This window comes from Streptosporangium sp. NPDC049376 (assembly GCF_044466505.1).
Classification (GTDB): Bacteria; Actinomycetota; Actinomycetes; order Streptosporangiales; family Streptosporangiaceae; genus Streptosporangium.
The window spans coordinates 920,892-944,965 of record NZ_JBITMT010000001.1 but is presented as its reverse complement, the minus strand read 5'-3'; the positions used below and the strand labels follow the sequence as shown (position 1 = coordinate 944,965).

Sequence of the window (24,074 nt, the reverse complement as noted above, 5' to 3'; positions counted from 1 at the left end):
GATGCGCCTGCCGTCCCCGGGGGACGTACGGCGGGCCGCGGTGCGGAATCTGGAGCCCGCCTGCTTCGCCATGGTGATGGCGACGGGCATCATCTCGGTCGACACGCGCGCCATGGGCCTGAAGGTGCCCTCTGCCGTCCTGCTCTGGGTGGGGATCGCGGGCTACGCCGTGCTGCTGGTCCTGTCCGGGTGGCGGCTGCTCGGCTGCCGGGCGGAGACGGCCCGCGACCTGGGCGACCCGGCGAAGGCCTTCGGTTTCTTCACCTTCGTCGCCGCGACCGACCTGCTCGGCACCCGGATCGCCATGGACGGCCGTCTCGGGGTCGCGACGGTGTTCCTCGTCGTCGGCGCGCTCAGCTGGCTCGTCCTGGCCTACCTCGTTCCCTGGGCGAGCGTGCTGCGGCACGAGAGCGTCAAGGCCCTGGCGCGGGCCAACGGGACCTGGTTCGTCTGGGTCGTCGGCGGGCAGTCCGTCGCGATCCTCGCCGCGACGCTCGAACGCGCCGGGGCCGGTCCCCGCGACGCCCTGGCGCTGTTCGCCGTGGCGGTCTGGTCGATCTCCATGTGGCTCTATCTGCTGGTCGGCGTCGTCGTGTGCTTCCGGCTGATGCTGTTCGAGATGGACGCCGACGAGCTGAACCCGCCCTACTGGGTCGCGATGGGCGCCAACGCGATCAGCGTCGTCGCGGCGGCGAAGATCGCGGGCATGCGGGAGGCGCCCGCCGCCGAGGTGGTCCGTGACTTCGCCCTGCACGTGGGCGTGGTCTTCTGGGGGTTCGCGACCTGGGTCTTCTTCGCCCTGCTCCTGGCGGGCTGGTGGCGGCACGTACGGCGCGGCGTCCCGTTGCGCTACGGGCCCGGGATGTGGAGCCTGGTCTTCCCGCTGGGCACCTACGCCGCCGCCTCCCACGGTCTGGGCGAGGCGACCGGTCTCGGCCTGGTGACGGCCTTCGGCGACGTCGAGGTGTGGTTCGGGCTGGCGGCCTGGGTTCTCACGTTCTGCGCGATGGCGGTCCACCTGGCCCGCGCCGCCCGCTCGCTCACCCGTTCCCCCGGTTGACCTGAGCGCCACCCGACGACCACCCATTGTGGCGATATATCAGCTTCAAATGCGATTTATCGCACATGGCGGTAATGGTCGGTAGCATGCCAGAAGATCAACACGAGACAGATGTCAGCGGCCCCGCTGCGGCCCGGGATCGCCCCCACGGTCCGGGGGCCGGCATCCGGTGAGCCTCCGATGCGGCCACGCGCGGCACGGCCAGGACCGATCCCCCGCCGCACGAACGGCTTGATCTGCCAATCGACGATTGGAGCAACGTTGCGGAGAGGACTCTCCAAACTCGCCGTCGTCCTCGTGGCGGTGGCGGCCCTGTGCCCCGCCATGACGGCCCTGTGCCCCCTCACGACGGCCGAGGCGGCCGACACCACCGGAGGGAACGGCATCACCTGGGGTCCGTGCGAGGAGGACCCGGCCATCGAGTGCGGCACGCTGACCGTCCCGGTCGACTGGTCGAAACCGTACGGGGACACACTCGACCTGGCCCTCGCCCGGCGCAGGGCCACCGACCCCTCGGCCAGGATCGGCTCCCTCCTGACCAACCCCGGCGGACCCGGCGGATCGGGCGTGAACGACGTCCTGCGCGCCCCCAGCTTCAGCGAGGAGATCCGTCGGCGCTTCGACGTCGTCGGCTACGACCCCCGGGGCGTCGCCCGCAGCAACGCGGTGGTCTGCTCGGCGTCGGTGTACAACCGGATGCCGGACCCGATCATGAAGAGCCAGGCCGACTACGACAGGTGGATCGCCTACAACAGGACGCTGCGCGCGGACTGCAGGCAGCGCACCGGCCCCGTGTACGACCACGTCGACTCGGTCAACGTGGCGCGCGACATGGACGCCATCCGCGCCGCCCTCGGGGAGAGCAAGCTCACCTCCTACGGGGTCTCCTACGGCACGCTCGCCCAGCAGATGTACGCCGAGCTCTTCCCGCGGCGGGTCCGGGCCATGGTGCTGGACAGCAACATGGACCACAGTCTCGGTGTCAGGGCGTTCCAGGAGACCGAGGCGGCCGGCGTCGAGGACGCCTTCGACGAGTTCGTCGCCTGGTGCGACCGGGACGCCTCCTGCGCGCTGAACGGACGCGACGTCCGGCAGGTGTGGCAGGGGCTGATCGCCAAGGCCCAGCGCGGGGAGCTCTACTACCCCGGCGTCACCGACCGCCCGCTGAGCGCCCACAACCTCCTCTGGCTCGGTGTGGTGCTCAACGAGGGACCCGCCTGGCAGTCGCTGGCCCAGGTGATCCTCGCCCTGGACGGCGGCCCCGTGCCGTCCGACCTGCCGCCCCCGCCCGGCAACGGGCCCGTGGGCGGGGAACTCGCCGAACTGCCGACCGCGATCCTCTGTGAGGACCACGACCTGTCGGTGCGGAGCTACGCCGAGTACGAGCGGCTGCTGCGCGGCGCCAACCGCCTGGCCCCCGACATGCGCTACAACCCGATGCCGATGGGGGACATGCCCATCTGCCAGGGCCATCCCGTCAACAACCCGCAGCACCGGCTCCGGTACACGGGCACCGCGCCGCTGCTGCTCGCCAACTCCCTGCACGACCCCGACACTCCGTACACGTGGTCGGCCAACGCGGCCCGCCAGCTCGGCCCCAGGGCCGTGCTGCTCACCTACGAGGGCTGGGGACACGGCGTCTACGGCATGACCGAGTGCACCACGAAGGCGATGGACGACTACCTGATCTCACTGACCGTGCCGTCGCGGGGCCTGCGCTGCCCGGCGACGGACGACGGCGGACGACGGTAGGAGCGGGCCGCGGGAGGAGGGTCCGGCGTTCGGGCTCCGTGGTTCCTCCTCCCGCGGCCGGGCCGGGTGCCCGCCCCCGGTGGGCGGGTTCGCTCCGGCAGGGCTTCCCTCCCGGCGCCCCTGGCGGAAGCCCAGGTGAGGACCTCCGCCTCTACCGTCCCGCCGGCGTTCCGGGCTGGGATGGCGGTGAGGACACATGACCGCGGGAGTGACGAGAGGCGGGTGACGACCATGCTGGTCCGGGAGGTGATGACCACGGACGTGGTCACGGTCGGCCCCTCCGATCCGGTACGGCGGGCGGTGCGCGTCCTGTACGGGCACGACGTCACCGCGGCGCCCGTGCTGGACGGCGACGGCCGCCTGGCGGGGGTCGTCAGCGAGATGGACCTGCTGCGCGGTGAGTTCGAGCGCGACCCCCGCTCCAGCGCCAGGATCGTGCTCGGGCACTCGGCGCCCGCGCCGTACACGGTCGCCGACGTCATGACCTCCGAGGTCACGACCGTGACGGAGACGACCGACGTCACCGCGGCGATCGACCTGATGATCTGCAGGCGGGTCAAGAGCCTGCCGGTGACCAGGGGGGATCGGGTGGTCGGCATGCTCAGCCGCCGTGACCTGCTTGCCCTGCTGGCCCGTCCCGACGAGGACATCCGCGCCGACGTGCTGGCCGCGCTGCGTGAGCGCTACCCCGCGGGACCGTCCTGGGAGGTCGTGGTGCGTGACGGGATGGTCGAGCTGCGCGGCCGTCACGCCGCGAGCGTGGACGACATCGCCGACCTGCTCGCCCGTACGGTCCCCGGGGTGGTCAGGGTCAGGCACCTGGGCTGATTCGGGTCTTTCGGCCCTGCCGGAACCCGTCTCCCGGCCGGAGACTGGCCCTAAGGGGGGAGCCGACATGGAGGCCTGCGGATGATCACCCCGATGCGGCTGTTCGGCCGGCACCTGACGGGCAAGGCGAACCCGGGTCCCTCGAAGGACCCGCCGCCTCCCGCGACGCCGCCCTCCGGTGGCTGGCGGAGCTGGCTGCTGCCGATCGGCACGCTGATCATCCTGGTCTGGCTGCTGGTCCCGCTGTTGCTCGGGGGGAACCCGCCCGCGCCGTACTCCTACAGCGACCTGCTGACCAGGGTGGACGCCGGGCAGGTCAAGACCGTCTCCATCGACGACCAGGGCGCGGTCACCGGCGCCCTGAAGGACGGCACGAGGTTCACCAGCCAGATCCCCACCGCGCCCAACTCCGCCCAGCTGGAGAACCGGCTGCGTGCCAAGGACGTCCAGACCACGGCGACCCAGTCGGGAGGCTCCCTCTGGTCGGCCCTGATCGGATTCCTGCCGCTGCTGCTGCTCATCGGCCTGTTCGCCTGGACGGGCCGGCAGGCGCAGCAGTCCCTCTCCGGAGGCATCGGTGGCATCGGCGGCTTCGGCCGCTCCAAGGCGAAGATCATCGAGGCGGAGCGCCCGACCACCAGGTTCTCCGACGTCGCCGGGTACGACGGCGTCAAGCAGGAGATCAGCGAGATGATCGACTTCCTGCGGGCGCCCGAGCGGTACGCCGCCGCGGGCGCCAAGCCACCCCGGGGCGTGATCATGGTCGGCCCGCCGGGAACCGGCAAGACACTCATCGCCAGGGCCGTCGCCGGTGAGGCGGAGGTGCCGTTCCTGTCGGTCACCGGCTCGGGGTTCGTGGAGATGTTCGTCGGCGTCGGCGCCTCCCGGGTGCGCGACCTGTTCGACGAGGCGCGCAAGCGCGCTCCCTCGATCGTGTTCATCGACGAGATCGACGCGATCGGGGGCCGCCGGGGCTCGGGGACGGTGACCGGGGGCAACGACGAGCGTGAGCAGACCCTCAACCAGCTGCTCGCGGAGATGGACGGCTTCGACCAGGGCAGCGGGATCGTCGTCCTGGCCGCGACCAACCGGCCGGAGACCCTCGACCCGGCCCTGCTGCGGCCGGGGCGCTTCGACCGTCAGGTGACCGTGCCGTTGCCCAACCAGGCCGAGCGGGCGGCGATCCTGACCGTCCACTCGACGGGCAAACACCTCGCCCCGGACGCCGACCTCGGGGTCGTCGCCCGCGCCACCCCCGGCTTCTCCGGCGCCGACCTGGCCAACCTCGTCAACGAGGCCGCGATCAACGCGGTCAGGGCGGGCCGTACCACCATCACCCCCGGCGACCTCGGCGCGGCGCGTGACCGCGTGCTGCTCGGCCGCAGGGACACCTCCAACGCCCTGCTGCCCCAGGAGCGGCACGCGGTCGCCGTCCACGAGTCGGGGCACGCCCTGCTCGCGGCGCTGTGCGAGCACGCCGACCCGGTCGCCAAGGTGACGATCCTGCCCGCGGGCATGACCCTCGGTGTCACCGAGCAGCTTCCCGAGGCCGAACGGCACCTCTACGGCGAGAGCTACCTGGCCGACCTGCTGGCCGTACGGCTCGGTGGCCGGGCGGCCGAGCTGGTCGTCTTCGGTGAGGGTTCGACCGGCGCGGCCAACGACCTGGCGGGCGCGACCCAGATCGCCACCCGCATGGTGCGCGACTTCGGCCTCTCCCCGGCCCTCGGCCCCGTCGGCTACTCCTCGTCGAGCCCCCAGTATCTGGGTGAGGAGGCCGAGACCCTGGCGCGCAGGCCGTACTCGGAGCGGACCCAGCAGGTCATCGACGAGGAGGTGGCCCGCCTGCTCGCCGAGGCGGAGCGGCGCGCGGTCGGCCTGCTGCGCACCCACCGCGGCGCCCTCGACCGGCTGGCGGCGATCCTGCTCGAACAGGAGACCGTCGACGGCGAGGTCGTCGGAGGCGTGCTGCGCGCGGAGCGCGCGGCGGGCCCGCACGCCCGGGCCTCGTGAACCCCGTCCGGATCCCGCCGCGCCCGGCGGAGGCGAGGCGTCCGGTGCCCTCCCCCGCCTCTCGCCCGGTCAGCTCTTCTTCTGCTGCTGCCGTGTCTGGGACTCGACGGGGATGCGCTTGCCCTCCCGCTCGCGCCCGGCGCGTCTGACGCTGACCTCCAGGATCCCCTTGTCGTAGGTGGCCTTGATGTCGTTCTCGTCGGCTCCCGGCGGGAGGCTGACCGAACGGGTGAAGGAGCCGTAGCTGAACTCCGTCCTGTGCTGGTCGCGGTGCTCGTCGCGCCGTTCCGCGTGTACGGTCAGGACCCCGTTCGACACCGTGATCTCCACGTCCTTGCCCGGGTCGATCCCCGGCAGCTCGGCCCGCAGGACGTAGCGGTCGTCCTTGACGTAGTCCTCGAACTTGATGGGCTGTGCCGCGGGCGGCCGCAGCGCCGCGAAGGGAAGCTCAAGCCAGTCGAACAGCTCCGGAACGAGGCCTCTCTGCTCACGGCGCATCGGTGTGCTCATGGGTTCCTCCCTGTTGTGGGTTCCATCCCCCTCTCTCATTTCCCGACATAGGTGGACACAGCGGCAAAAATCCCTAAAGCAAGGGTCTTTCCGGATTACGGTTCAGTACGGCCAGGCCCAGTCACGCACCTCCGGCAGGTCCTCCCCGTACTCCCGCGTGTGGGCCCGCGCCCGCAGCCGGGTGTCGGCCATCCGCTGGCGCAGCCACGCGGCCCTGACCGCCAGCCCGGGAACCCGGTCGATCACGTCCATCACCAGGTGGTAGCGGTCGATGTCGTTGAGCATCGCCATGTCGAACGGGGTGGTCGTCGTGCCCTCCTCCTTGTAGCCCCGCACGTGCAGCCCGGCGTGGTTGGTACGCCGGTAGGTGAGCCGGTGGATCAGCCAGGGGTAACCGTGGAAGTTGAAGATCACCGGTTTGTCCGGGGTGAACAGCGCGTCGAACTCCGCGTCCGGCATCCCGTGCGGGTGCTCCGACGGCTGCTGCAGGCGCATCAGGTCGACCACGTTGACCACCCGGACCCTCAGCTCGGGCAGGTGCTCGCGCAGCAGCGCCGCCGCGGCCAGCGTCTCCAGGGTCGGCACGTCCCCGGCGCAGGCCAGCACCACGTCCGGCCCGGCCTCGGCGGCCGTGTCCTGCTGGGGCCGGTGCTCGGTGCCCGCCCACTCCAGGATGCCCAGCCCCCTGGTGCAGTGCGCGATCGCCTCGCCCATGGGGAACAGGTCGAGCACCGGCTGTTTGCCCGCCACGACCACGTTCACGTAGTCCCGCGAGCGCAGGCAGTGGTCGGCGACCGACAGCAGCGTGTTGGCGTCCGGCGGCAGGTAGACCCGCACCACCTCGGCCTTCTTGTTCACCACCACGTCGAGGAAGCCCGGGTCCTGGTGGCTGAACCCGTTGTGGTCCTGACGCCACACGTGCGAGGACAGCAGGTAGTTCAGCGACGCGACCGGCGCCCGCCAGCCGATCTTCCTGGACGACTCAAGCCACTTGGCGTGCTGGTTGAACATGGCGTCCACGATGTGGATGAACGCCTCGTAGCAGTTGAAGAGGCCGTGCCTGCCGGTCAGCAGATACCCTTCGAGCCAGCCCTGGCACAGGTGCTCGCTGAGCACCTCCATCACGCGTCCGCCGGGGGCCAGGTGCTCGTCCGTCGGCAGGATCTCGGCCTCCCAGGCCTTGGCCGTGGTCTCGAACACCGCCGACAGCCGGTTGGAGGCCGTCTCGTCCGGCCCGAGCAGCCGGAAGGTCTCCGGGTTGGCGGCGATCACGTCGCGCAGCCACCCGCCGAGCACCCGGGTCGGCTCGGACGACTCGACGGCCGGGGACTTGACCTGCACCGCGTGGTCACGGAAGTCGGGCAGCGTCAGCGGGCGCAGCAGCACACCGCCGTTGGCGTGCGGGCTGGCGCTCATCCGCCGCTCGCCCTCCGGCACGGTGACGGTGATCTCGGCCACCGGACGGCCCAGCTCGTCGAACAGTTCCTCCGGCCGGTAGGAGCGCATCCACTCCTCAAGCATCGCCCGGTGCCCGGCGTCGTCGCGGACCGCGGCCAGCGGCACCTGGTGCGCCCGCCAGGTGCCCTCGACCGGCAGCCCGTCCACGACCGCGGGCCCGGTCCATCCCTTCGGGGAGCGCAGCACGATCATCGGCAGTCTGCCGCCCCGGTCCTCCTTGTAGGCGGCGATCTCGTCGAACACCGTCTCCATGGTCGCGGCCATCAGCTCGTGCATGGCGGCCGGGTCGTCCCCGGAGACCAGGTGCGGGCGGTAGCCGTACCCTTCGAGCAGCTTGACCAGGTCACTCTCGGGAATCCTGGCCAGGACCGTGGGGTTGGCGATCTTGTAGCCGTTCAGGTGCAGGATCGGCAGCACCACCCCGTCGCGGACGGGGTCGGTGAACTTGTTGGAGTGCCAGCTCGCGGCGAGCGGGCCGGTCTCGGCCTCGCCGTCCCCGATCACACAGGCCACCACCAGGTCCGGGTTGTCGAAGGCCGCGCCGTGGGCGTGGGCCAGGCTGTAGCCGAGTTCGCCGCCCTCGTGGATCGAGCCGGGGGTCTCCGGGGCGACGTGGCTGGGGATGCCGCCGGGGAAGGAGAACTGGCGGAACAGCCGCCGCATCCCGGCCTCGTCACGGGTGACGGCCGGGTAGCGCTCGGTGTAGGTGCCCTCAAGCCAGGCGTGCGCCACCGCCGCAGGCCCCCCGTGCCCGGGTCCGGCGATGTAGATCATGTCCTGGTCCCTGCCGGTGATGATCCGGTTGAGGTGGGCGAAGCAGAAGTTCAGGCCGGGGGTCGTGCCCCAGTGCCCGAGCAGCCGGGGTTTGATGTGCTCCGGAGCCAGGGGCTCGGTCAATAGGGGGTTGTCCAGCAGGTAGATCTGCCCGACCGACAGATAGTTCGCCGCCCGCCAGTACATGTCGACTTCCCGCAGCGTGTCCATGTCCATGAGCATTTCCGTCCTTCACGTGGTCGGCCAGGGACCTTGGTCCCCTCTTGCGCCCTCTTCCGTACCGCGCCCCTACCCCGTCATCCGGGTCGTACGGCCCTGGCGGGGAGATCCCCGTGGCCGGACGCACGACAACACCGGGCGGCCTGGGCCGCACACCGGTCAGGAAGGGCTGGAGCGGCTCGTCCGGAGCGCCGACACCACGTCGGTCCGCGCCTCCTCAGGGACCGGGGCTGAGCACCTGCCGGGAGGGCAGCGCGAACTGCATGGTCGTCACGGCGATCAGCCCGCCCTCGGCGTCGCTGATCCGCCCGTTCGCCACCGCCGTCCGGCGGCCCAGCCTGACCACCTCGACGACGACCGTGAGCGGGCCGGGTTCCGCCGCTTCGAGCAGGCTGACGCTGCCGTGCGTCAGCACCCCGGTCAGCACCCTGCCCGCGTAGGCGTTTATCGCCAGGAAGGACGACAGGTCGGCCGCCTTGAAGATCGCCGGGCCGGACAGGGTGCCGCCCGGCCTGCACTCCAGCCCCTCCGGTCCCGCCGTGACGACCACCCGGTACGGCGAGACCTCGCTCACCCACAGCCCGGAGTCCGGCCAGAACTCCGTGACCAGCCCGCGCACCTCGTCGAGGGAGAGGCGCGGGCTCAGGGGCGCGTGCTCCCCCACCCGTTCCTGTGGCCGTGTCATGCCTGTCCCCCGTCCCTCTCGACGACGTGCCGGACGTGCTGCCAGGGATAGGACGGCAGCGACGCGACGACGCGCGCGCCGGCCGGGGCGGGCCACGGTGCCGGCTCGTCCTCGGCGAGCGGGCGCACGGCCGGATGGTCGAGGCCGTGCGCGAACGCCTCGGCGGCCTCGCACGCCGCCGCCGCCGAGTCCGCGCCGACCCACACCGTGCGGGCGTGGCGTGTCCTGCCGTGGGTCGCGGTGTGGGCGAAGGCCGGGTAGCCGTCCTCGGCGAGCCCCGCCAGGTGCTCGCCGTACCGGCCGGCGAGTTCCCCGAGCGCGGCCGGGGTGCGGGCGGAGATCGTGAACCCGGGCACGGGACCGGTGTCCCGGGCGGGGACCGGGTCGGGGGCGGGCGCCGCGGAGAGCACCGCGTAGGCGTTGGTTCCGCTCATGCCGTACGAGCAGACCGAGGCCCGCGCGCCCGCCTCCGGGCCCCAGGGCAGGGCCCGTCCCGGGACGACCACGCCTGTCCCCGTCAGGTCGATGAGCGGGTTGAGCGTCTCGAAGCCCGCCTGCGGGGGGATCAACCGGTTCTCCAGGCACAGGACGGCCTTGACCAGTCCCATCACCCCGGCTGCGGACTCGGTGTGGCCGAGGTTGGCCTTGACCGAGCCGACGTGGAGAACGCCTCCGCCGGTGCGCAGCGCGGTGGTCACGGCCCGCATCTCGACCGGGTCGCCGAGCTGGGTCCCGGTGCCGTGCGCCTCGTGGTAGCCGATGTCCGCGCCGGTCAGGCCGATCCTGGCCAGCAGCGACCCGATGAGCCTGGCCTGGGAGTCGCCGTTGGGGGCGGTGAAGGTGGCCGAGCGGCCGTCCTGGTTGATCGCGCTGCCGTCGATCACCGCGTGGACGCGGTCACGGTCGCGGAGCGCGTCGTCCAGCCGTTTGAGGACGACCGCCCCGCACGCCTCACCGCGCACGAACCCGTTCGCGGCGGCGTCGAACGGCCGGGAGACGCCGTCCGGGGACAGCGCCCCGGTCCTGCCGACCTCCCGGGTCGTGCGGGGGGACAGGACCAGGTTGACCCCGGCGGCGACGGCCAGGTCGCAGTCGCCCGCCGTGAGGGCCCGGCAGGCGGTGTGGATCGCGACGAGGGAGGAGGAGCAGGCGGTGTCCATGGCGACGGCGGGGCCGCCCAGGCCCAGCGTGTGCGCGATCCGCCCGGCGGAGAAGCTGTGACCGTTGCCGACCGTCCAGTACGAGTTGGGCTCCCCGGACAGCCAGTGCCGGTAGTCCTGGCCGGTTATGCCCACGAACACACCGGTCGCCTCCGCCCCGGCGCCCGGCGGTGTGCCCGCGTCCTCGAACGCCTCCCAGACGACTTCGAGCAGCAGCCTGTGCTGGGGGTCCACCGTGCGGGCCTCACGCGGCGACATGCCGAAGAACCGTGCGTCGAAATCGAAGGGATTGTCCAGGTAACCGCCTCGGGTCACCACGTCATCCCATTCGGCGCCGAAGGCCTCACGACGGTCGGCCGGTAATTCACCGGTCAGGTCGCGGGCCCGGACAATGGCGTCCCAATATGACGCGGTGTCCGTCACGCCGCCCGGCGCGCGTATTCCGATCCCGATGACGGCGACACGTCCTGAGGGCGTATTCTCCGTTTCCCGGCCCGATAAGGCGGACGCCACCTTTAAATCACCCGGCGAAGCCAGTTGCGGGTGTCGGGGGCCAGGCCGTACTGAATGTTCAGAATGTGATTCCTCATACTTGTCGTCACTTCCCCGGGAACGCCGCCGCCGACGGTCTGCTCGTATTCTCTTCCCTTGAATCCGAGAATCGGGTTGATGACCGCGGCGGTTCCCGAGGCGAACATCTCGGTGATCGCCCCGCTCGCGCAGCCCTCACGCAGCTCGGCCAGGCCGACCTGCCGCTGCGCCGGCTTCAGGCCGTGCTCGTCGGCCAGTTCGAGCACGCTGTCCCTGGTGACGCCGTCGAGGATCGTGCCCAGGCCCGGCGTGACCAGCTCGCCGTCCGCGGTGACCAGGAAGAGGTTCATCGTGCCTGACTCCTCCAGGTAGCGCTCCTCGTCGTCGCTGAGGTAGAGCACCTGGTCGCAGCCCTGCTCCTGGGCCTCGACCTGGGCGGCGAGGCTGGAGGCGTAGTTGCCGCCGCACTTGGCGGCGCCGGTGCCGCCCTTGCCCGCCCGCGCGTAGTTCTCGCTGACCCACAGCTTGACGCCGCTGAGACCGGAGGAGAAGTAGGAGGCCGCGGGGCAGGCGATGACGCCGTAGGTGACGTGCGCGGCCGGGCGCACCCCGAGGAAGGCCTCGGAGCCGAACATGAACGGCCGGAGGTACAGGCTCCGCCCGCCCTCGTACGGCGGCACCCACGCCTCGTCCGCGCGCACCAGCGCCTCGACGCTGGCGACGAAGAGCTCCTCGGACAGCACGGGCAGGGCCAGCCTCCTGGCCGAGTTCACGAAACGGCGCGCATTCAGGTCGGGCCGGAAGAGCCAGATGCTCCCGTCGTCGTGCCTGAATGCCTTGAGGCCCTCGAAAATCTCCTGGGCGTAATGCAGGACGGCCGCGCCGGGGTGCATTGGAATTGGTTCGAGAGCGGTTACCCGAAAGTCATGCCAGCCGGTCTCCGGCGTCCACGTCGCGGAGGCCATGTGGTCGGTGAAGAAACGACCGAAACCCGGAGCAGCGAGGATTTCCTCCCGTTCGGCCGCGGGAAGGGGATGCGTTGTGCGAAGGAGCTGGAAACCATCGTTCATGAATGCCTCCTGTCGGGTGTCGACTTATTCTAGGCCGCTGAACACGGCCACGCAGTTCTGCCCCCCGAACCCGAAGGCGTTGGTGGCCGCGACGCGGACCGGTGTCCGCCGCGCGGCGCCTGGAACGTAGTCGAGGTCGCAGGCGGGGTCGGGCACCTCCAGGTTGATGGTCGGCGGCACGACCCCGTCGCGGATCGCCATCGCGCACACCATCGCCCCCAGGGAGCCCGCCGCCCCGATGAGGTGGCCGACCATCGACTTGGGGGCGCTGACGGCGACCCGGTCCGCGGCCGAGCCGAGCGCCGTGCGGATGGCCCTGGTCTCGGTCGCGTCGTTGGCTGCGGTCGAGGTGCCGTGCGCGCAGACGTAGTCGAGGTCCCCCGGCTGGACCCCCGCGCGCCGCAGCGCCTGGCCGATCGCCTCCGCCGCGTGCCCGCCGTACGGGTCGGGCGCGCTGATGTGGAAGGCGTCGCAGGTCAGCGCCCCGCCCGCGACGGCGGCGTACGGTGTGACCCCACGTCCTGCGGCGTGCTCGGCCGACTCGACGACCATGATCACCGCCCCCTCCCCGAACACGAACCCGTCCCGGTCCGCGGAGAAGGGCCTGCTGGCGCCCCGGGGGTCGTCGTTGCGCTCCGACATCGCGCCCATGCCGACCAGGCCCGCGAACATCACCGGGGTGATCGCGGCGTCCGTCCCCCCGCAGACGACCGCGTCCGCCTCACCGGAGAGGATGAGCCGCCGCGCGTCGAGCAGGGCGTACAGGCCGCTGGCGCAGGCCAGCGCGCTGGCGTTGACCGGGCCGTGCGCGCCGAGGTCGATGGCCGTCTCGCAGGCGGGCATGTTCGTCAGCGAGGACGGGACGAAGTAGCTGTTGGGCGTGACCGGCGAGGGGGACAGCAACCCCCTGGTCGCCGTCTCGACCGTGTCGAACCCGGCGACGGCGGCGTTGACCACCACCCCGACCCTGGCGGCGTTGTCCCGGCCGATCTCCAGTTTCGCGTCGGCGACGGCCTCGCGCGCCGCGGCGACCGCGAACTGGGAGAAGCGGGCCGAGCGGCGGACCCGTTTGGCGTCGAGGTAGGCGGCCGGGTCGAAGCCCTTGACCTCCGCCGCGATCCTGGTCGGCAGCCCGCTCGCGTCGAACGCGGTGACGGGGCCGACGCCGGAACGCCCGGCCAGCAGGTTGCGCCAGGTCTCCTCCCTGCCGATCCCGACCGGGGTGACCGCGCCGATCCCGGTTATCACCACCTCGTGCCCGTTACCCATTGACAGTCCCTCCACGGTTTCCCGGACCGGCGGGCTCAAGCGCGCCCGGCCCCCGCTCGTCGAACTCGGCCGCGGCGGCGAACCCCTCGGCGAAGGCCCGCACCGCGTCGAGCCCTTCGGCGTCCCTCGCCCCGCCGGCGAGGCGGTGCCACACCCCGGCGTCCCCGGCGAGCGCGGGGACCGCCCGGTCGGTGACCTGGCCTGCGGCGACGACGACCGTCTCGGCCTCGACGAGCCGTTCGGCGCCGTCCGGCCCGGCGATCCACACCCCGGCCGGGGTGATCCGCAGGCAGGCCGTCTCGCGCAGGACGCGCACGCCCTGTTCGCGCAGCTCCGCCAGCACCGCCCACCGGGTCGACCTGCCGGTGCGCCCGGCGGTGCGGGCGCCGCGCTGCACGAGGGTGACCTCGGTCCGCGCGGTGACCGGCACGGGACCGGCGGCCAGACCGTGGCGGCGCAGGAAGCGCTCGTCCTCCCCCAGCGGGCCGTGGCCTCTGCTGAGGAGGTGGGCCAGGTCGGCGGCGACGCCGCCACCGCCGACGATCGCCACCCGCCCCTCCAGGTCCTCCCGGGCAAGGCGGGCGAACGCCTCGGGGTAGGTGAGCACGTTCGGCAGGTCGGCGCCGGGGACGTCCACCCGGCGGGGGCGGGTGCCGCTGGCGACGATCACGCCGTCGTGGGAGCGCAGCAGGCCGAGGTCGGCGGCCCCGATCGCGCGGCCGAGGTGGACGCGGACGCCGAGCCGGGCCAGTTCCGCGGCGAAGTAGGCGATCGTCCCGCCGTAGTCGGCCTTGCCCGGCACCTGGCGCGCCATGCGGAACTGACCGCCGAGGGCCTCGGCCGCCTCGTAGAGCTCGACCCGGTGCCCGGCCAGCGCCGCCCTCCTGGCGGCCTGCAGCCCGGCGGGCCCGCCGCCGACGACCGCGACGGTGCGAGGCCGTACCGGGCGGACGGACCACCGGGGGACGGACTCCCGGCCCGCCCTGGGGTTGACCATGCACGACACCTCGCGCTCGGTCAGCGAGTGGTCGACGCACGCCTGGTTGCAGGCCAGGCAGACGTTCACCGGCCGGCTCCGCCGCGCGGCGGAGACCAGGCCGGCGTCGGCGAGGAAGGGGCGGGCCATGGAGACCAGATCGATCGGGGTCCCCGCGAGGATCGCCTCGGCGGTCTCCAGGCGGTTCACCCGGTTGCCCGCGATGACCGGGAGGTCGCCGACGACCTCCTTCACCCGGACGGCGAACGGTGTCCACACCCCGGGCGGCACGACGGCCTGCACGCTGGGCACCGGGGACTCGTGCCAGCCGACGCCGACGTTGAGCGCGTCCGCCCCGGCCGCGGCGAGCGCCCTGGCGAAGGCCAGGACGTCCTCCTGCGGGGTGCCGCCGTCCATCAGGTCGATCCCGGTGAAACGGACGACGACCGGGAAGTCCTCCCCCACGGCCGTGCGGACCGCCCGGGTGACCTCGGCGCCGAAACGCCCGCGCCGTACGGCGTCGCCGCCCCACTCGTCGTCGCGGAGGTTGGTCAGCGGCGAGAGGAACTGGTCGACCAGGTATCCCTCGGATCCCATCACCTCGACGGCGTCGAACCCGAGGTCACGCGCGAGGGCGGCGCCGCGTGCGAAGTCCTCGACCGTCCCGTGGACCCGCTGCGGGGTCATGGCGTACGGCTCGCGCCCCGAGAAGCGGCTGTGCACGGCGGACGGCGCGACCGGCGGCGGCCCGGAGGGCGCGGGCCGCGCGTAACGGCCCGCGTGGAACAGCTGCAGCGCGATCAGCCCGCCCTCCCGGTGCACCCGCCGGGTGACCCGCCGCAGCCGGGCGTGGAAGGCGGCGTCGCCGAGCACGCCGTACCCGGGGCCTCCCGCGCCCTCGGCGCTCACCGCCGCGCCGCCGGTGACCATCAGCCCGGCGCCACCCCTGGCCCGTTCGGCGTAGAACGCGGCCAGCGCGGCGCCGCCGTCGTCGCGCGCCTCGAAGCCGAGGTGCATCGCGCCCATGACGACGCGGTGCGGGAGTTCGAGCCGCCCGATCCGCCCCGGGGACAGGACGTGCCGCAGGTCAGTCATCCCAGGCCAGCGGGGGTGTCAGGTCCTCGTGGAAGGGCGGCGCGATCACCGAAAGGCCGCCGTCGACCACGAGGGTCTGCCCGGTGACGTACTCGGAGGCGGGCGAGAGCAGGAACGCGACGCAGTCGGCGACCTCCCGCGCGGTTCCCATCCGCGCCTTGGGGATCTTGGACAGCACTCCGGGCAGCGGCGCCATGCCGGGGATGTTGTAGAAGTACTCCGAGGAGTCGGACTCGATGATGCCGCCGTTGACCGCGTTGACGTTGACGCCCTTCGGCGCGAACTCCACCGCCATGTAGCGCACCCACGCCTCGATCGCCGCCTTGGCCGCGCCGAGGTTGGCGTAGGTCGGGTAGGCGCGGATGCTGCCGTAGCTGGACAGCGCGACGATCCGCCCGCCGCCGGTCATCAGCCGTACGGCGTGCTGCGCGCCGAGCACGAAGGAGCGCACGTTCATCGCGTAGGAGCGGTCGAGGTGGTGCTGCCTGAGGTCGGCGATGTTCTTGAACGCGCTGGCCGCCGCGTTGCACACGAAGTGGTCCAGCCTGCCGAAGGTCTCGCCGACCGTGCCGAAGAGCCTGTCGATCTCCTCCGGCTGCTCGACGTCGGCCCGCACGGCCAGCGCCCTGCCGCCCGCCTGCTCGATCTCCTTGCAGGTCTGCTCGGCCAGGGCGGTGTTCTTCTTGTAGTTGACCACGACGGTCGCGCCGCCCGCGGCGAGCGTGAGCGCCAGGGCCCGCCCGATGCCGCGCGAGCTTCCCGTGATCACGACGATCTTGTCCTGATAGATGCTCAATTTCCCGCCCTCAGTACGTCCCTGGCGATCACGGTCTTCTGGATCTCGTTGGTGCCCTCCTCGAACCGCTGGGCCCGGGCGTCCCGGTAGACCCGTTCGATGGGGCTCGACTCCCAGTACCCGATGCCGCCGTGCACCTGCAGCGCCTTGTCGGTGACCCTGGTCAGCATGTCGACCGCGGTGAGCTTGGCCATCGACGACAGCGTGCCCGCCCGTTCGTCGCCGTCCTCCCACCGGCGGGCCGCGTACAGGGTGAGCTGGCGGGCCGCCTCGATGTCGGCGGCGTTCTCGGCGAGGGCGAACGCGATCGCCTGCCGGGCGGCGAGGGGCTTGCCGAAGGTGTGGCGTTCCCGCGCGTGCTCGGCCGCCAGTTCCTGCGCCCTCCTCGCCAGCCCGACGCAGGTCGTCGCGACCGCGATCCTGCTGGGGGTGAGGAATCCGCCGAGCGCGACCTCCAGCCCCTGGCCCTCCTCGCCGAGCCGGTTGGCGACCGGGACCGGCGTGCGGTCGAAGGTCAGCCTGGCGTGGTCGGTGCCGCGCACGCCCATGGTGTCCGGCATGGCCTCGACCGTCACGCCCGGCGCCCCGCGCTCGACCAGCAGCGCGACCGTGCCCTCCTTGCCCGCGGTGCCCTCAAGGCGCGCGAACAGCAGCCAGTAGTCGCAGCTCACCCCGAAGGTGATCAGGTGCTTCCTGCCGGACAGGAAGTAGGTGTCCCCCTGCCTGGTCACACTGGCGCGCAGGTCCGCGCCGGTTCCCGCGTCCGGTTCGGTCAGTGTGAAGGCGACCCTGATGTCCCCGGCGATCTGCGGCAGCACGAACTCCTTGCGCTGCTCGTCGGTGGCGAAACGGTCCATGGACCGCCACACCCCGTTGCACACGTGCACGATCATCCGCACCGAGGCGTGCGACATGGAGATCAGTTCGAGGACCTCCAGGTAGCGGGAGAAGGGGACGCCGTGCCCGCCGTACTCCACCGGCGCGGCCAGGCGCAGGAAGCCGCGTTCGCGCAGGTCCTCCCAGAGCCGCGCGGGGACGGCGCGGGTCCGTTCGATCTCGGCCGCGTACTCCTCGCCCGGGCCGCGGACGAACGCCTCGGCCTCCCTGAGCAACGCCGGGAAGGCGCTCTCACCGCTCCACATCACCCATGCACCTCACTGTCGACACCGTCAAGCTGTCTCGCCCGTTCGCGCAGCAGGAACTTCTGCACCTTGCCCGCGGGGTTGCGGGGCAGTTCCCCGACGAGCTCAAGGCGTTCCGGCCAGTACTGCTTGGCCACCCGGCGTTCGTCGAGGAAGCGCCGCATCTCGCCGAGGTCCATCTCGCCGGTCGCCACGACGTAGGCGCAGGCCCGTTCGCCGAGCCGTTCGTCGGGCATCGCGACGATCGCCACGTCGCCGATCGCCGGGTGGGTGTGCAGCAGCTGCTCGATCTCGGCGACGGGCACCTTCTCCCCGCCCCGGTTGATCACGTCCTTGACCCGCCCGGTGATCCGGACGAACCCGGCCTCGTCGATCACGGCGAGGTCGCCGCTGCGGTACCACCCGTCGGGGGTCATGGCCTGCGCGGTCTGCTCCGGCTGGTCGAGGTAGCCCTCGAACAGGCATTTGCCGGTGACCTCGAAGTTGCCCTCCTGGCCGGGGCCGAGGACCCGGCCAGCGTCGTCGGTGACCCGGACGCGCACCCCGGTCAGGGCCCGTCCGTCGGTCCCCCACACCAGGGCCTCCTCGTCGCCGGGCGCCGACAGGGTGCCCAGGCCGGTCTCGGTCGTGCCCCACGCGCCGCACACCGCGGCGCCCAGCGTCCGGGTGGCCCGTTCCGCCAGCGCGCGCGGGACCGCGGCGCCGGTCGCCACGAAGATCCGCAGCGCCTCCGGGCGTCGTCCGGTCTCCTCGACCGCGCCCAGCAGGTCGCCGAGGAACGGGGTCGCCGCCTGGGTGAAGGTGCACTCCCAGCGGCGCAGCGCGTCCAGCGCGGCCCGGCCGTCCCAGACGGGTTGCAGGACCTGCGGGACGCCCAGCGCCATCGCCAGCCACATGCCGTAGAGGAACCCGGTCTGGTGGGCCAGCGGGGAGGGGACGAAGACCCGGTCCCGCCGGGTGAGGCCCAGGTGCCTGACCTCCATCATGGCGGCCCTGGTCAGCGCGTCCATCCGGTGCAGCACCCCCTTGGGCGTGCCGGAGGTGCCCGAGGTGAACAGCAGCTGGGCCAGCGCGGTCGGCGCGGGCCCGCGCGCGTCGATCACGGCGCGGCCGGGGGAACGCCCGGCCGTCGCCTCCTCCCAGCGGTGCCACGCGGTCGTGCCCGTGCCGTACGGCAGGGGCCCCTCGCCACCGGTCACCACGACGTGGTCGAGCCGTGGCGCGCCCGGCAGCGCGAGCAGCCCGGCGATCTCGGCGGCGTGGTCGCGCCCCCGGAACCGCTCCGCGACGACGAGGACCCTCGCCCGGGAGGCGCCCAGCATGAAGGACATCTCCCGCTCACGGAAGATCGGCATGAGCGGGCAGCACAGCGCCCCGACGCGGGCCGTCGCCAGGGCCAGGACGGGGAACTCCGCCCAGTTCGGCAGCTGCCAGGCGACCGGCTCGCCCGGTTCGACGCCGAGGTCGAGCAGCAGTGCGGCGGCGGCGTCGGCGCGCTCGTCGAGCTCCCGCCAGGTGAGGACGCGCTCCCCGCGGCCCTCCGAGGCGGTCTCGACCACGGCGACGTCGTCCGGCCGCTCCCCCGCCCTGCGGCGCACGAGCGCGCCGACGGTCGTGGCGGCCGTTCTGCCGGGATCGACCCGCGGGGTCCGTGTCTCCTGTGTCCCCTGTGTCGCCCGGGGCCCCCGCTCCGGGGCCTGCACCGTCATGGACATGCCGACCGTGTTCATCTCGTTGAGGAAGCGCGGGTAGGAGATCCGGTAGGCGTTGGGGTAGGTCAGCCTGCTCTCCCCGTCGGCCCTCGACGCGGCCACCGCCAGCGCCATCAGCACCCGGTGGTCGTTGAAGGAGGACAGGTCGGCCGCGGCGAGGCTCTCCACCCCGTGGCAGACCAGCCGTTCGCCGCGCAGCCCGAGCCGTGCCCCCATCCGGTTGAGCTGCAGCATCGCGGTCACCCGGTCGGACTCCTTGAGCCGCACGTGGGCCACGTTCTCCAGCACCGAGGTGCCCTCGGCGTGGCAGGCGAGGGCGCTCAGCACCGGCAGCGCGTCCGGGACCGTACGGCAGTCGACCGTGACGGGGGCAAGGCGCAGCCCGTCGTGGCGCACCCGCACGAACCCGCTGTCCGGGTCGCGGAGCAACGGCACCCCCATGCGGGTGAGGATGTCCAGCAGGTCCGCCTCCGGGTGGTCGGTCTCCGCGGCGCTCGTCGTGCGCAGACCGCGCAGCAGCACGTCCGACGGGTGCAGCGCGGTGGCCGCGATCCCGAAGGCGGCCGAGCCGATGTCCGGCGGCAGGGTGACCGTCGCGGGACGCGCCCGCTGGCCCGGTTCGACGGCGAAGGCGCGGCCGTCGTCGCCGACCTCGACGGTCAGGCCGAAGGTCCGCATCATCGACACGGTCAGGTCCACGTAGGAGCGTTCGTTGAACGGCCCGGTGACCTCGATGAGGCTGGGGCCCGTCGCGAAGGGCGCCAGGAGCAGCAGGCCGGAGATCCACTGCGACAGCGTGCCCGGCACGCTCACCCGCCCTCCCGAGGGGCGGTGCGGCAGGACCGAGATGGGCGGGCAGCCCGTCGGCGCCTCGACGGTCACGCCGAGCGCGGCGAGCGCGGCGAGCAGCGGCCTGATCGGCCTGCGCCGGAAGTAGCGCTGCCCGGTGATCGTGACGGGCGCCTCGGCCAGGCAGGCCAGCGGGGTCAGGAAGTACAGGGTGGTGCCCGAGCTGCCGACCGAGACCACGCCGTCCCTCGGCCGGTACGGCCCGCCCTCAACGACGAAGGTGTCCCCCTCCACCCTGATGGACGTGCCGAGGCTCCGCAGCGCGGCGACGGTGTGCCGGACGTGCCCCGCGTCGGTCAGGCCGTGGATGCGGCTGGTCCCCGGCGCCAGGGAGGCCAGGATGAGGGCGCGGTGCGCGTGGTATTTCGAGACCGGGATGTCCAGCTCCCCGGCGAGCGGTCCGGCCGTTCCCTTGACGAGGAGACGCATGCCGACCTCCTTCAACCAGTCGTGGCGGCCGACGCCCCGCGACCGGTCGTCGGTGGCTTCGGCCCGTGTGCGGCGCTCACCGCCGCCCGGAGGGGGCCGCGGGGTCGGGGACGCCGACGCCGCCGGTCACCGCGTGCATCCCGCCGTCGGCGTACAGCACCTGTCCGGTCGTGTACCTGGCGAGGTCGGAGAGCAGGAACAGCACCGCGCCGACCACCCGCGACGGGTCGTTGCGGTCCCAGCCGAGTGGAGCCCACCGCTCGTAGTGGTCGGCCAGCCGCCCGAAACTGCTCACCCCCGAGGCCGAGACGGTCTCGACCGGGCCCGCGGCGACCAGGTTCACCCGGATTCCCGACGGGCCGAGATAGAGGGCCAGGTACTGGGCGACGGACTCAAGGGCCGTCTTGTAGACGCCCATCCAGTCGTAGCCGGGCAGCGCCCTGCCGGTGTCCACGGTCATCCCGGCGATCGCGCCGCCGTTCTCCGCCCGCGCGAGCACGGGGGCCAGGGCCTGGGCGAGCTGCTGCAGGGAGTAGGCGGAGACGCGGAAACCGTCGAGCGCGCTGGCCGCCGGGGTGGTCAGGAAACCCGAGCCGAGCGCGTCGGCGGGCGCGTGGGCGACGCTGTGCAGCACACCGTCGAGGCGGTCCCACTCCGCGGCCTCCTCGGCGACCGCCTGGAAGTGCGTGTCGTCGGTCATGTCCAGTTCGAGGACGTCCGCGGGCGACGGCAGCAGGGCCGCCGCCTTGCGGGTGACGCGCAGGGCACGCCCGAAGGAGGTGAGCACGACGTCCGCGCCCTGCGCCTGCAGCGCGGCGGCGACGTGCCAGGCGATGGACTCCTCGTTGAGCACTCCGGTGATGAGGTACTTCCTGCCCGTGAAAAGTCCGGACACCTGCATGTCTCCGTTCGGGGGTTCTCGTTCTCCTGCGCGCCGCCGGTGTCCTCACCCGGTGCCGGTCACCCCGCCTCGGCGGCCTCCTGCACGGCCGCGGCCCGCTCGGAGACGACGCGGTCGACCAGCTGGCCGAGCGTGATCCCGACCAGGTCGCGGCGCGGGATCACGACGCCGTAGTCACGTTTGATCGACGTCATCAGGTCGGCGACGTCGAGGGAGTCGATGTCCAGTTCGTCGAACCTGGCGTCGGCGTCGAGCGCGTCCTCCTCGACCCCGAGGTCGACGAGTTCCTTGTTGATGAAGTCCCGGATGGCGGACGGGGCGACCTCACTCGTCATGCCTGTCTTTCCCTTCTGTCTCACTGGGCCTGTCTCACTCGGCGGATGCGGATGCGGTACGGCGCGCGAAGTTCGGCGAGTGACGCTGCGACCAGTACCACTGCCGCCAGTAGGCCTCGGCCAGGCCGGTCCACGTCTCCAGCCGCTCGGGGCTGTCCAGGAACCGGTTGAGGCTGACGACCAGCCAGGTGTAGACGGCCTGGCTGTCGCGGCAGCCGCCGCAGTCTCCCGAGGTGCAGCAGAACTGCAGCGTCTTGTAGTCGGCGCCGTAGACCGCGAACCCGTCGATGACCGGGTGGCCGTTGCCGACCCGCGCGGCGTGCTCGGGCAGTTCGACGCTGATGCTCGGGCAGACGTCGTAGCCGAACCGGCCTCCCCAGTGGGTGCGCCCGGTGATGAGGGTCTCGATGAAGTAGGGGTGGGAGACCACGGTCTCCGGGAACAGCTCCTTGACCCGCAGCGCCTCGGCCAGGGTTCTCTTCTCGTTCTCGATGCGCAGCGGATGGTCCGTACCGTGCGCGCTGTAGAAGTTGAAGGTGACCTGGTTGCCGTTGTCGGCGATGGCCCGCACGGTCGGTTCGACGTGGCGCAGGCCGTCCTCCGACAACGCGAAGACGAACGTCACACGCGGGTCGTCCCGGTAGTGCCCGAGCGCCTTGTCGAAGAGGCCGGTGAACGTCGAGCCGTTGGGCCGGTGCGCGCGCAGGTCGTCGTCGAGCGGACCGCCGCCGAAGAGGCTGATCGCGACGGCGACGTTCTCGAAACCCTCCCTCGGCAGCGGGCGCAGCCCGTTGGTGGAGATGGTGATGTACGGCAGCAGCTCGACGAACGGCTGGACCCGGTTCAGCACCAGGGTCGGCTCGCCGCCGATCAGCGTGGCCTGGGTCACCCCCGAGGCGTCGAGCCGTTCGACGAACGCCCTGATCAGGCCGATGTCGGAGGTCTCGGGCACGGCGGCGTCGAAGCCGCCCTCGAAGTACCAGCACCCCTTGCAGCGGATGTTGCAGGTGGTGGTCAGGTGGACCTCGCAGGCGCGGACCCGGCGTCCCATCTCACGGATGGCCTGGACACGTTCGGCGAGGTCCGGCCGGTCGGCGAGCAGTTCGCGCAGCCGTACCTTGGCGGCGCGCCGTTCCGGCTCCGGAGGGTTGTAGGGAGCGAGGGTGAGCGGAACCGTGGCCATGGTCAGCCCGCCTGGGTCGTCGGTACGCGCAACCCGAGGTTGATCGCGCGGGCCGAGACGGTCTTGATCCACTGGTCGCGGGCCTCGGCGTTCGTGGTCTGGCGCAGGCCGTACCTGATGGCCAGTTCGGCGCGTTTGGAGTTGGGGTTGCCGAAGACGCCGATGAAGGTGGGCCACAGCCGGTCGAGCGCGGCCTGCAGCTGCTGCCTGCCCTCCTCGGTGGTGGCGAGGTTCCTGCACACCCGGGCGCCGTGGGCGATGTGCACCTTCTCGTCGAGGATGATGGTGCGCACCGCCTCCGCCCACGGTTTGTAGCTGCTCTCGGCGAACTCGCGGATCATCAGCAGCGCCGCCTCCTCGCCGATGTAGGAGAACACGCCCCGCTCGGCCCAGGTGGTGCAGGTGTGCAGTCCCTGGTCGGCGAACAGGTTGCGCTCGTCGAGCGACTGCTGCTCCATGTAGGTGGTGTCGACGCCGATCTCGGCGAGGATCCGCTTTCCGATCTTGTAGTGGTCGTACTCCTCGACCGCACGCTCGGCGCAGACCTGGCGTTCCTCGGCGTTCGGCGCCAGCGGGAGGAAGACCATGGTGTAGTCGTCGCCGCCGGACAGCTCACCCTCTGTGTTGATCATGACCTGGCTGATCAGCATCTTCTGATAGTCGCCCGGCGCACGATGGAATTCTTCGGGTGTTCGCACCACAAGCAATTCGTCGTCCAGAACCGCGACTTTCCGGGTCACCGTCACCCTCCAATGCCGAAACAGGCCTGATGCTTTCTCCAGAAAAAGTACGCGAGCGGTAATTCTTACGACATAGGAAACCGAGCCGACCAGCCGGCGTCCTCGCGGTCAACGGCCATAAAATTCCCTTACAGGCCTTTAGTCGGAGGAATGCTAACACACGGTCAAGACCGATACCAGGGAGCGTCCACAACCGTCGCACGGTGCTCGATCCGTCACGGAATACCGAATCCATCAGGCCACTCTGGTAACACACGTTTCACAGGTAACACAAAAAGCCGGGGATTCCGGGGCCCCTGGTTTCGGGCGGCTTTTTATTCCGATATTCGGCTCCGCCCTTTTCCGGTCCGCGCTGGGACCGGAATTCCCGCCCCGCGGACCCGGACCCGGCGGGCGTCGGGTACGACGGGGTGTCAGGCGCGCGGCGGGCGCGCGATCGGGTTCGCCGGAACGGAGGAGGCCGGCGCAGGCGGGATAAGGACCCGCCGTGATCTCCGGCGAGAAGGGGTCGAAATCGCCGCCGAGCGGTGCCGTGGCCATTACCCCGCCCCGGGGTCGAAATGGTCTTCGTGTCGGCCCGTACCCTG

At 71.9% G+C, this 24,074-nt stretch carries 18 protein-coding genes; 4 read left to right on the top strand and 14 right to left on the bottom strand.

The genetic code is table 11. The features are described 5' to 3' along the window. Nucleotide 1: 1 nt before the first annotated feature. From ACIBVQ_RS04225 to ftsH, 4 genes are all read left to right on the top strand, one after another. Nucleotides 2-1,060 carry a tellurite resistance/C4-dicarboxylate transporter family protein gene (locus tag ACIBVQ_RS04225; protein WP_399175489.1) on the top strand — a complete coding sequence of 353 codons (1,059 nt, stop codon included), beginning with the start codon at nucleotides 2-4 and terminating at the stop codon, nucleotides 1,058-1,060. Nucleotides 1,061-1,321: 261 nt separating this feature from the next. Next, nucleotides 1,322-2,812, top strand: a complete 1,491-nt coding sequence (locus ACIBVQ_RS04220) for an alpha/beta fold hydrolase (protein WP_362916842.1) — start codon at nucleotides 1,322-1,324, stop codon at nucleotides 2,810-2,812. Between the two features lie 231 nt (nucleotides 2,813-3,043). Next, nucleotides 3,044-3,640, top strand: a complete 597-nt coding sequence (locus tag ACIBVQ_RS04215) for a CBS domain-containing protein (protein ID WP_352009467.1) — start codon at nucleotides 3,044-3,046, stop codon at nucleotides 3,638-3,640. A gap of 81 nt (nucleotides 3,641-3,721) precedes the next feature. Beyond that, a complete protein-coding gene (gene ftsH / locus ACIBVQ_RS04210; RefSeq protein ID WP_399175487.1) occupies nucleotides 3,722-5,653 on the top strand; it encodes an ATP-dependent zinc metalloprotease FtsH in 1,932 nt (643 codons plus the stop codon). A 69-nt stretch (nucleotides 5,654-5,722) separates the two neighbouring features. On the opposite strand, the gene ACIBVQ_RS04205 is transcribed toward ftsH, so the two are convergent. The 14 genes from ACIBVQ_RS04205 to ACIBVQ_RS04140 form a co-directional block, all read right to left on the bottom strand. Further along, entirely contained in the window at nucleotides 5,723-6,163 is a 441-nt protein-coding gene (locus ACIBVQ_RS04205; protein WP_352009188.1) for an Hsp20/alpha crystallin family protein, read from the bottom strand. Between the two features lie 102 nt (nucleotides 6,164-6,265). Continuing rightward, nucleotides 6,266-8,605 (bottom strand): phosphoketolase, encoded by a 2,340-nt coding sequence (locus ACIBVQ_RS04200; protein ID WP_399175485.1) that lies wholly within the window; start codon nucleotides 8,603-8,605, stop codon nucleotides 6,266-6,268. 226 nt (nucleotides 8,606-8,831) lie between these two features. Beyond that, a complete protein-coding gene (locus tag ACIBVQ_RS04195) occupies nucleotides 8,832-9,299 on the bottom strand; it encodes a PaaI family thioesterase (RefSeq protein ID WP_352009186.1) in 468 nt (155 codons plus the stop codon). Continuing rightward, entirely contained in the window at nucleotides 9,296-10,972 is a 1,677-nt protein-coding gene (locus ACIBVQ_RS04190; RefSeq protein WP_399175484.1) for a polyketide synthase, read from the bottom strand. The genes ACIBVQ_RS04195 and ACIBVQ_RS04190 overlap by 4 nt, the downstream gene beginning before the upstream one ends. A gap of 2 nt (nucleotides 10,973-10,974) precedes the next feature. Continuing rightward, nucleotides 10,975-12,060: a branched-chain amino acid aminotransferase gene (locus tag ACIBVQ_RS04185; RefSeq protein ID WP_352009184.1), complete on the bottom strand. Its 1,086-nt coding sequence runs from the start codon at nucleotides 12,058-12,060 to the stop codon at nucleotides 10,975-10,977. Nucleotides 12,061-12,084: 24 nt separating this feature from the next. Then, a complete protein-coding gene (locus tag ACIBVQ_RS04180) occupies nucleotides 12,085-13,329 on the bottom strand; it encodes a beta-ketoacyl-ACP synthase II (protein ID WP_362771707.1) in 1,245 nt (414 codons plus the stop codon). Next, entirely contained in the window at nucleotides 13,322-15,400 is a 2,079-nt protein-coding gene (locus ACIBVQ_RS04175) for an FAD-dependent oxidoreductase (protein WP_399175482.1), read from the bottom strand. Before ACIBVQ_RS04175 ends, ACIBVQ_RS04180 begins: the two co-directional genes overlap by 8 nt. Next, entirely contained in the window at nucleotides 15,393-16,196 is an 804-nt protein-coding gene (locus tag ACIBVQ_RS04170; protein WP_362771703.1) for an SDR family oxidoreductase, read from the bottom strand. Before ACIBVQ_RS04170 ends, ACIBVQ_RS04175 begins: the two co-directional genes overlap by 8 nt. After that, nucleotides 16,193-17,338: an acyl-CoA dehydrogenase family protein gene (locus tag ACIBVQ_RS04165; protein WP_386189890.1), complete on the bottom strand. Its 1,146-nt coding sequence runs from the start codon at nucleotides 17,336-17,338 to the stop codon at nucleotides 16,193-16,195. The genes ACIBVQ_RS04170 and ACIBVQ_RS04165 overlap by 4 nt, the downstream gene beginning before the upstream one ends. After that, nucleotides 17,338-20,328 carry a 3-phosphoshikimate 1-carboxyvinyltransferase gene (gene aroA / locus ACIBVQ_RS04160; protein WP_399175480.1) on the bottom strand — a complete coding sequence of 997 codons (2,991 nt, stop codon included), beginning with the start codon at nucleotides 20,326-20,328 and terminating at the stop codon, nucleotides 17,338-17,340. Before aroA ends, ACIBVQ_RS04165 begins: the two co-directional genes overlap by 1 nt. Before the next feature lie 76 nt (nucleotides 20,329-20,404). Further along, nucleotides 20,405-21,223, bottom strand: a complete 819-nt coding sequence (gene fabI / locus ACIBVQ_RS04155) for an enoyl-ACP reductase FabI (RefSeq protein ID WP_362916858.1) — start codon at nucleotides 21,221-21,223, stop codon at nucleotides 20,405-20,407. Between the two features lie 65 nt (nucleotides 21,224-21,288). Next, nucleotides 21,289-21,564, bottom strand: a complete 276-nt coding sequence (locus ACIBVQ_RS04150) for an acyl carrier protein (protein ID WP_399175478.1) — start codon at nucleotides 21,562-21,564, stop codon at nucleotides 21,289-21,291. A 34-nt stretch (nucleotides 21,565-21,598) separates the two neighbouring features. After that, nucleotides 21,599-22,747: a radical SAM protein gene (locus tag ACIBVQ_RS04145; RefSeq protein ID WP_352009176.1), complete on the bottom strand. Its 1,149-nt coding sequence runs from the start codon at nucleotides 22,745-22,747 to the stop codon at nucleotides 21,599-21,601. 2 nt (nucleotides 22,748-22,749) lie between these two features. Continuing rightward, complete coding sequence (locus ACIBVQ_RS04140; RefSeq protein WP_352009175.1) at nucleotides 22,750-23,397, bottom strand: Phenylacetic acid catabolic protein; 648 nt, start codon at nucleotides 23,395-23,397, stop codon at nucleotides 22,750-22,752. Nucleotides 23,398-24,074: the final 677 nt, after the last annotated feature.

Excerpts from the sequence above, each read along its gene's own strand:
- ACIBVQ_RS04225 (WP_399175489.1), top strand. The coding sequence starts at position 2 with ATGCGCCTGCCGTCCCCGGGGGACGTACGGCGGGCCGCGGTGCGGAAT.
- ACIBVQ_RS04215 (WP_352009467.1), top strand. The coding sequence starts at position 3,044 with ATGCTGGTCCGGGAGGTGATGACCACGGACGTGGTCACGGTCGGCCCC.
- ftsH (WP_399175487.1), top strand. The coding sequence starts at position 3,722 with ATGATCACCCCGATGCGGCTGTTCGGCCGGCACCTGACGGGCAAGGCG.
- ACIBVQ_RS04205 (WP_352009188.1), bottom strand. The coding sequence starts at position 6,163 with ATGAGCACACCGATGCGCCGTGAGCAGAGAGGCCTCGTTCCGGAGCTG.
- ACIBVQ_RS04200 (WP_399175485.1), bottom strand. The coding sequence starts at position 8,605 with ATGGACACGCTGCGGGAAGTCGACATGTACTGGCGGGCGGCGAACTAT.
- ACIBVQ_RS04195 (WP_352009186.1), bottom strand. The coding sequence starts at position 9,299 with ATGACACGGCCACAGGAACGGGTGGGGGAGCACGCGCCCCTGAGCCCG.
- ACIBVQ_RS04185 (WP_352009184.1), bottom strand. The coding sequence starts at position 12,060 with ATGAACGATGGTTTCCAGCTCCTTCGCACAACGCATCCCCTTCCCGCG.
- ACIBVQ_RS04180 (WP_362771707.1), bottom strand. The coding sequence starts at position 13,329 with ATGGGTAACGGGCACGAGGTGGTGATAACCGGGATCGGCGCGGTCACC.
- ACIBVQ_RS04175 (WP_399175482.1), bottom strand. The coding sequence starts at position 15,400 with ATGACTGACCTGCGGCACGTCCTGTCCCCGGGGCGGATCGGGCGGCTC.
- ACIBVQ_RS04165 (WP_386189890.1), bottom strand. The coding sequence starts at position 17,338 with ATGTGGAGCGGTGAGAGCGCCTTCCCGGCGTTGCTCAGGGAGGCCGAG.
- aroA (WP_399175480.1), bottom strand. The coding sequence starts at position 20,328 with ATGCGTCTCCTCGTCAAGGGAACGGCCGGACCGCTCGCCGGGGAGCTG.
- ACIBVQ_RS04150 (WP_399175478.1), bottom strand. The coding sequence starts at position 21,564 with ATGACGAGTGAGGTCGCCCCGTCCGCCATCCGGGACTTCATCAACAAG.
- ACIBVQ_RS04145 (WP_352009176.1), bottom strand. The coding sequence starts at position 22,747 with ATGGCCACGGTTCCGCTCACCCTCGCTCCCTACAACCCTCCGGAGCCG.
- ACIBVQ_RS04140 (WP_352009175.1), bottom strand. The coding sequence starts at position 23,397 with ATGCTGATCAGCCAGGTCATGATCAACACAGAGGGTGAGCTGTCCGGC.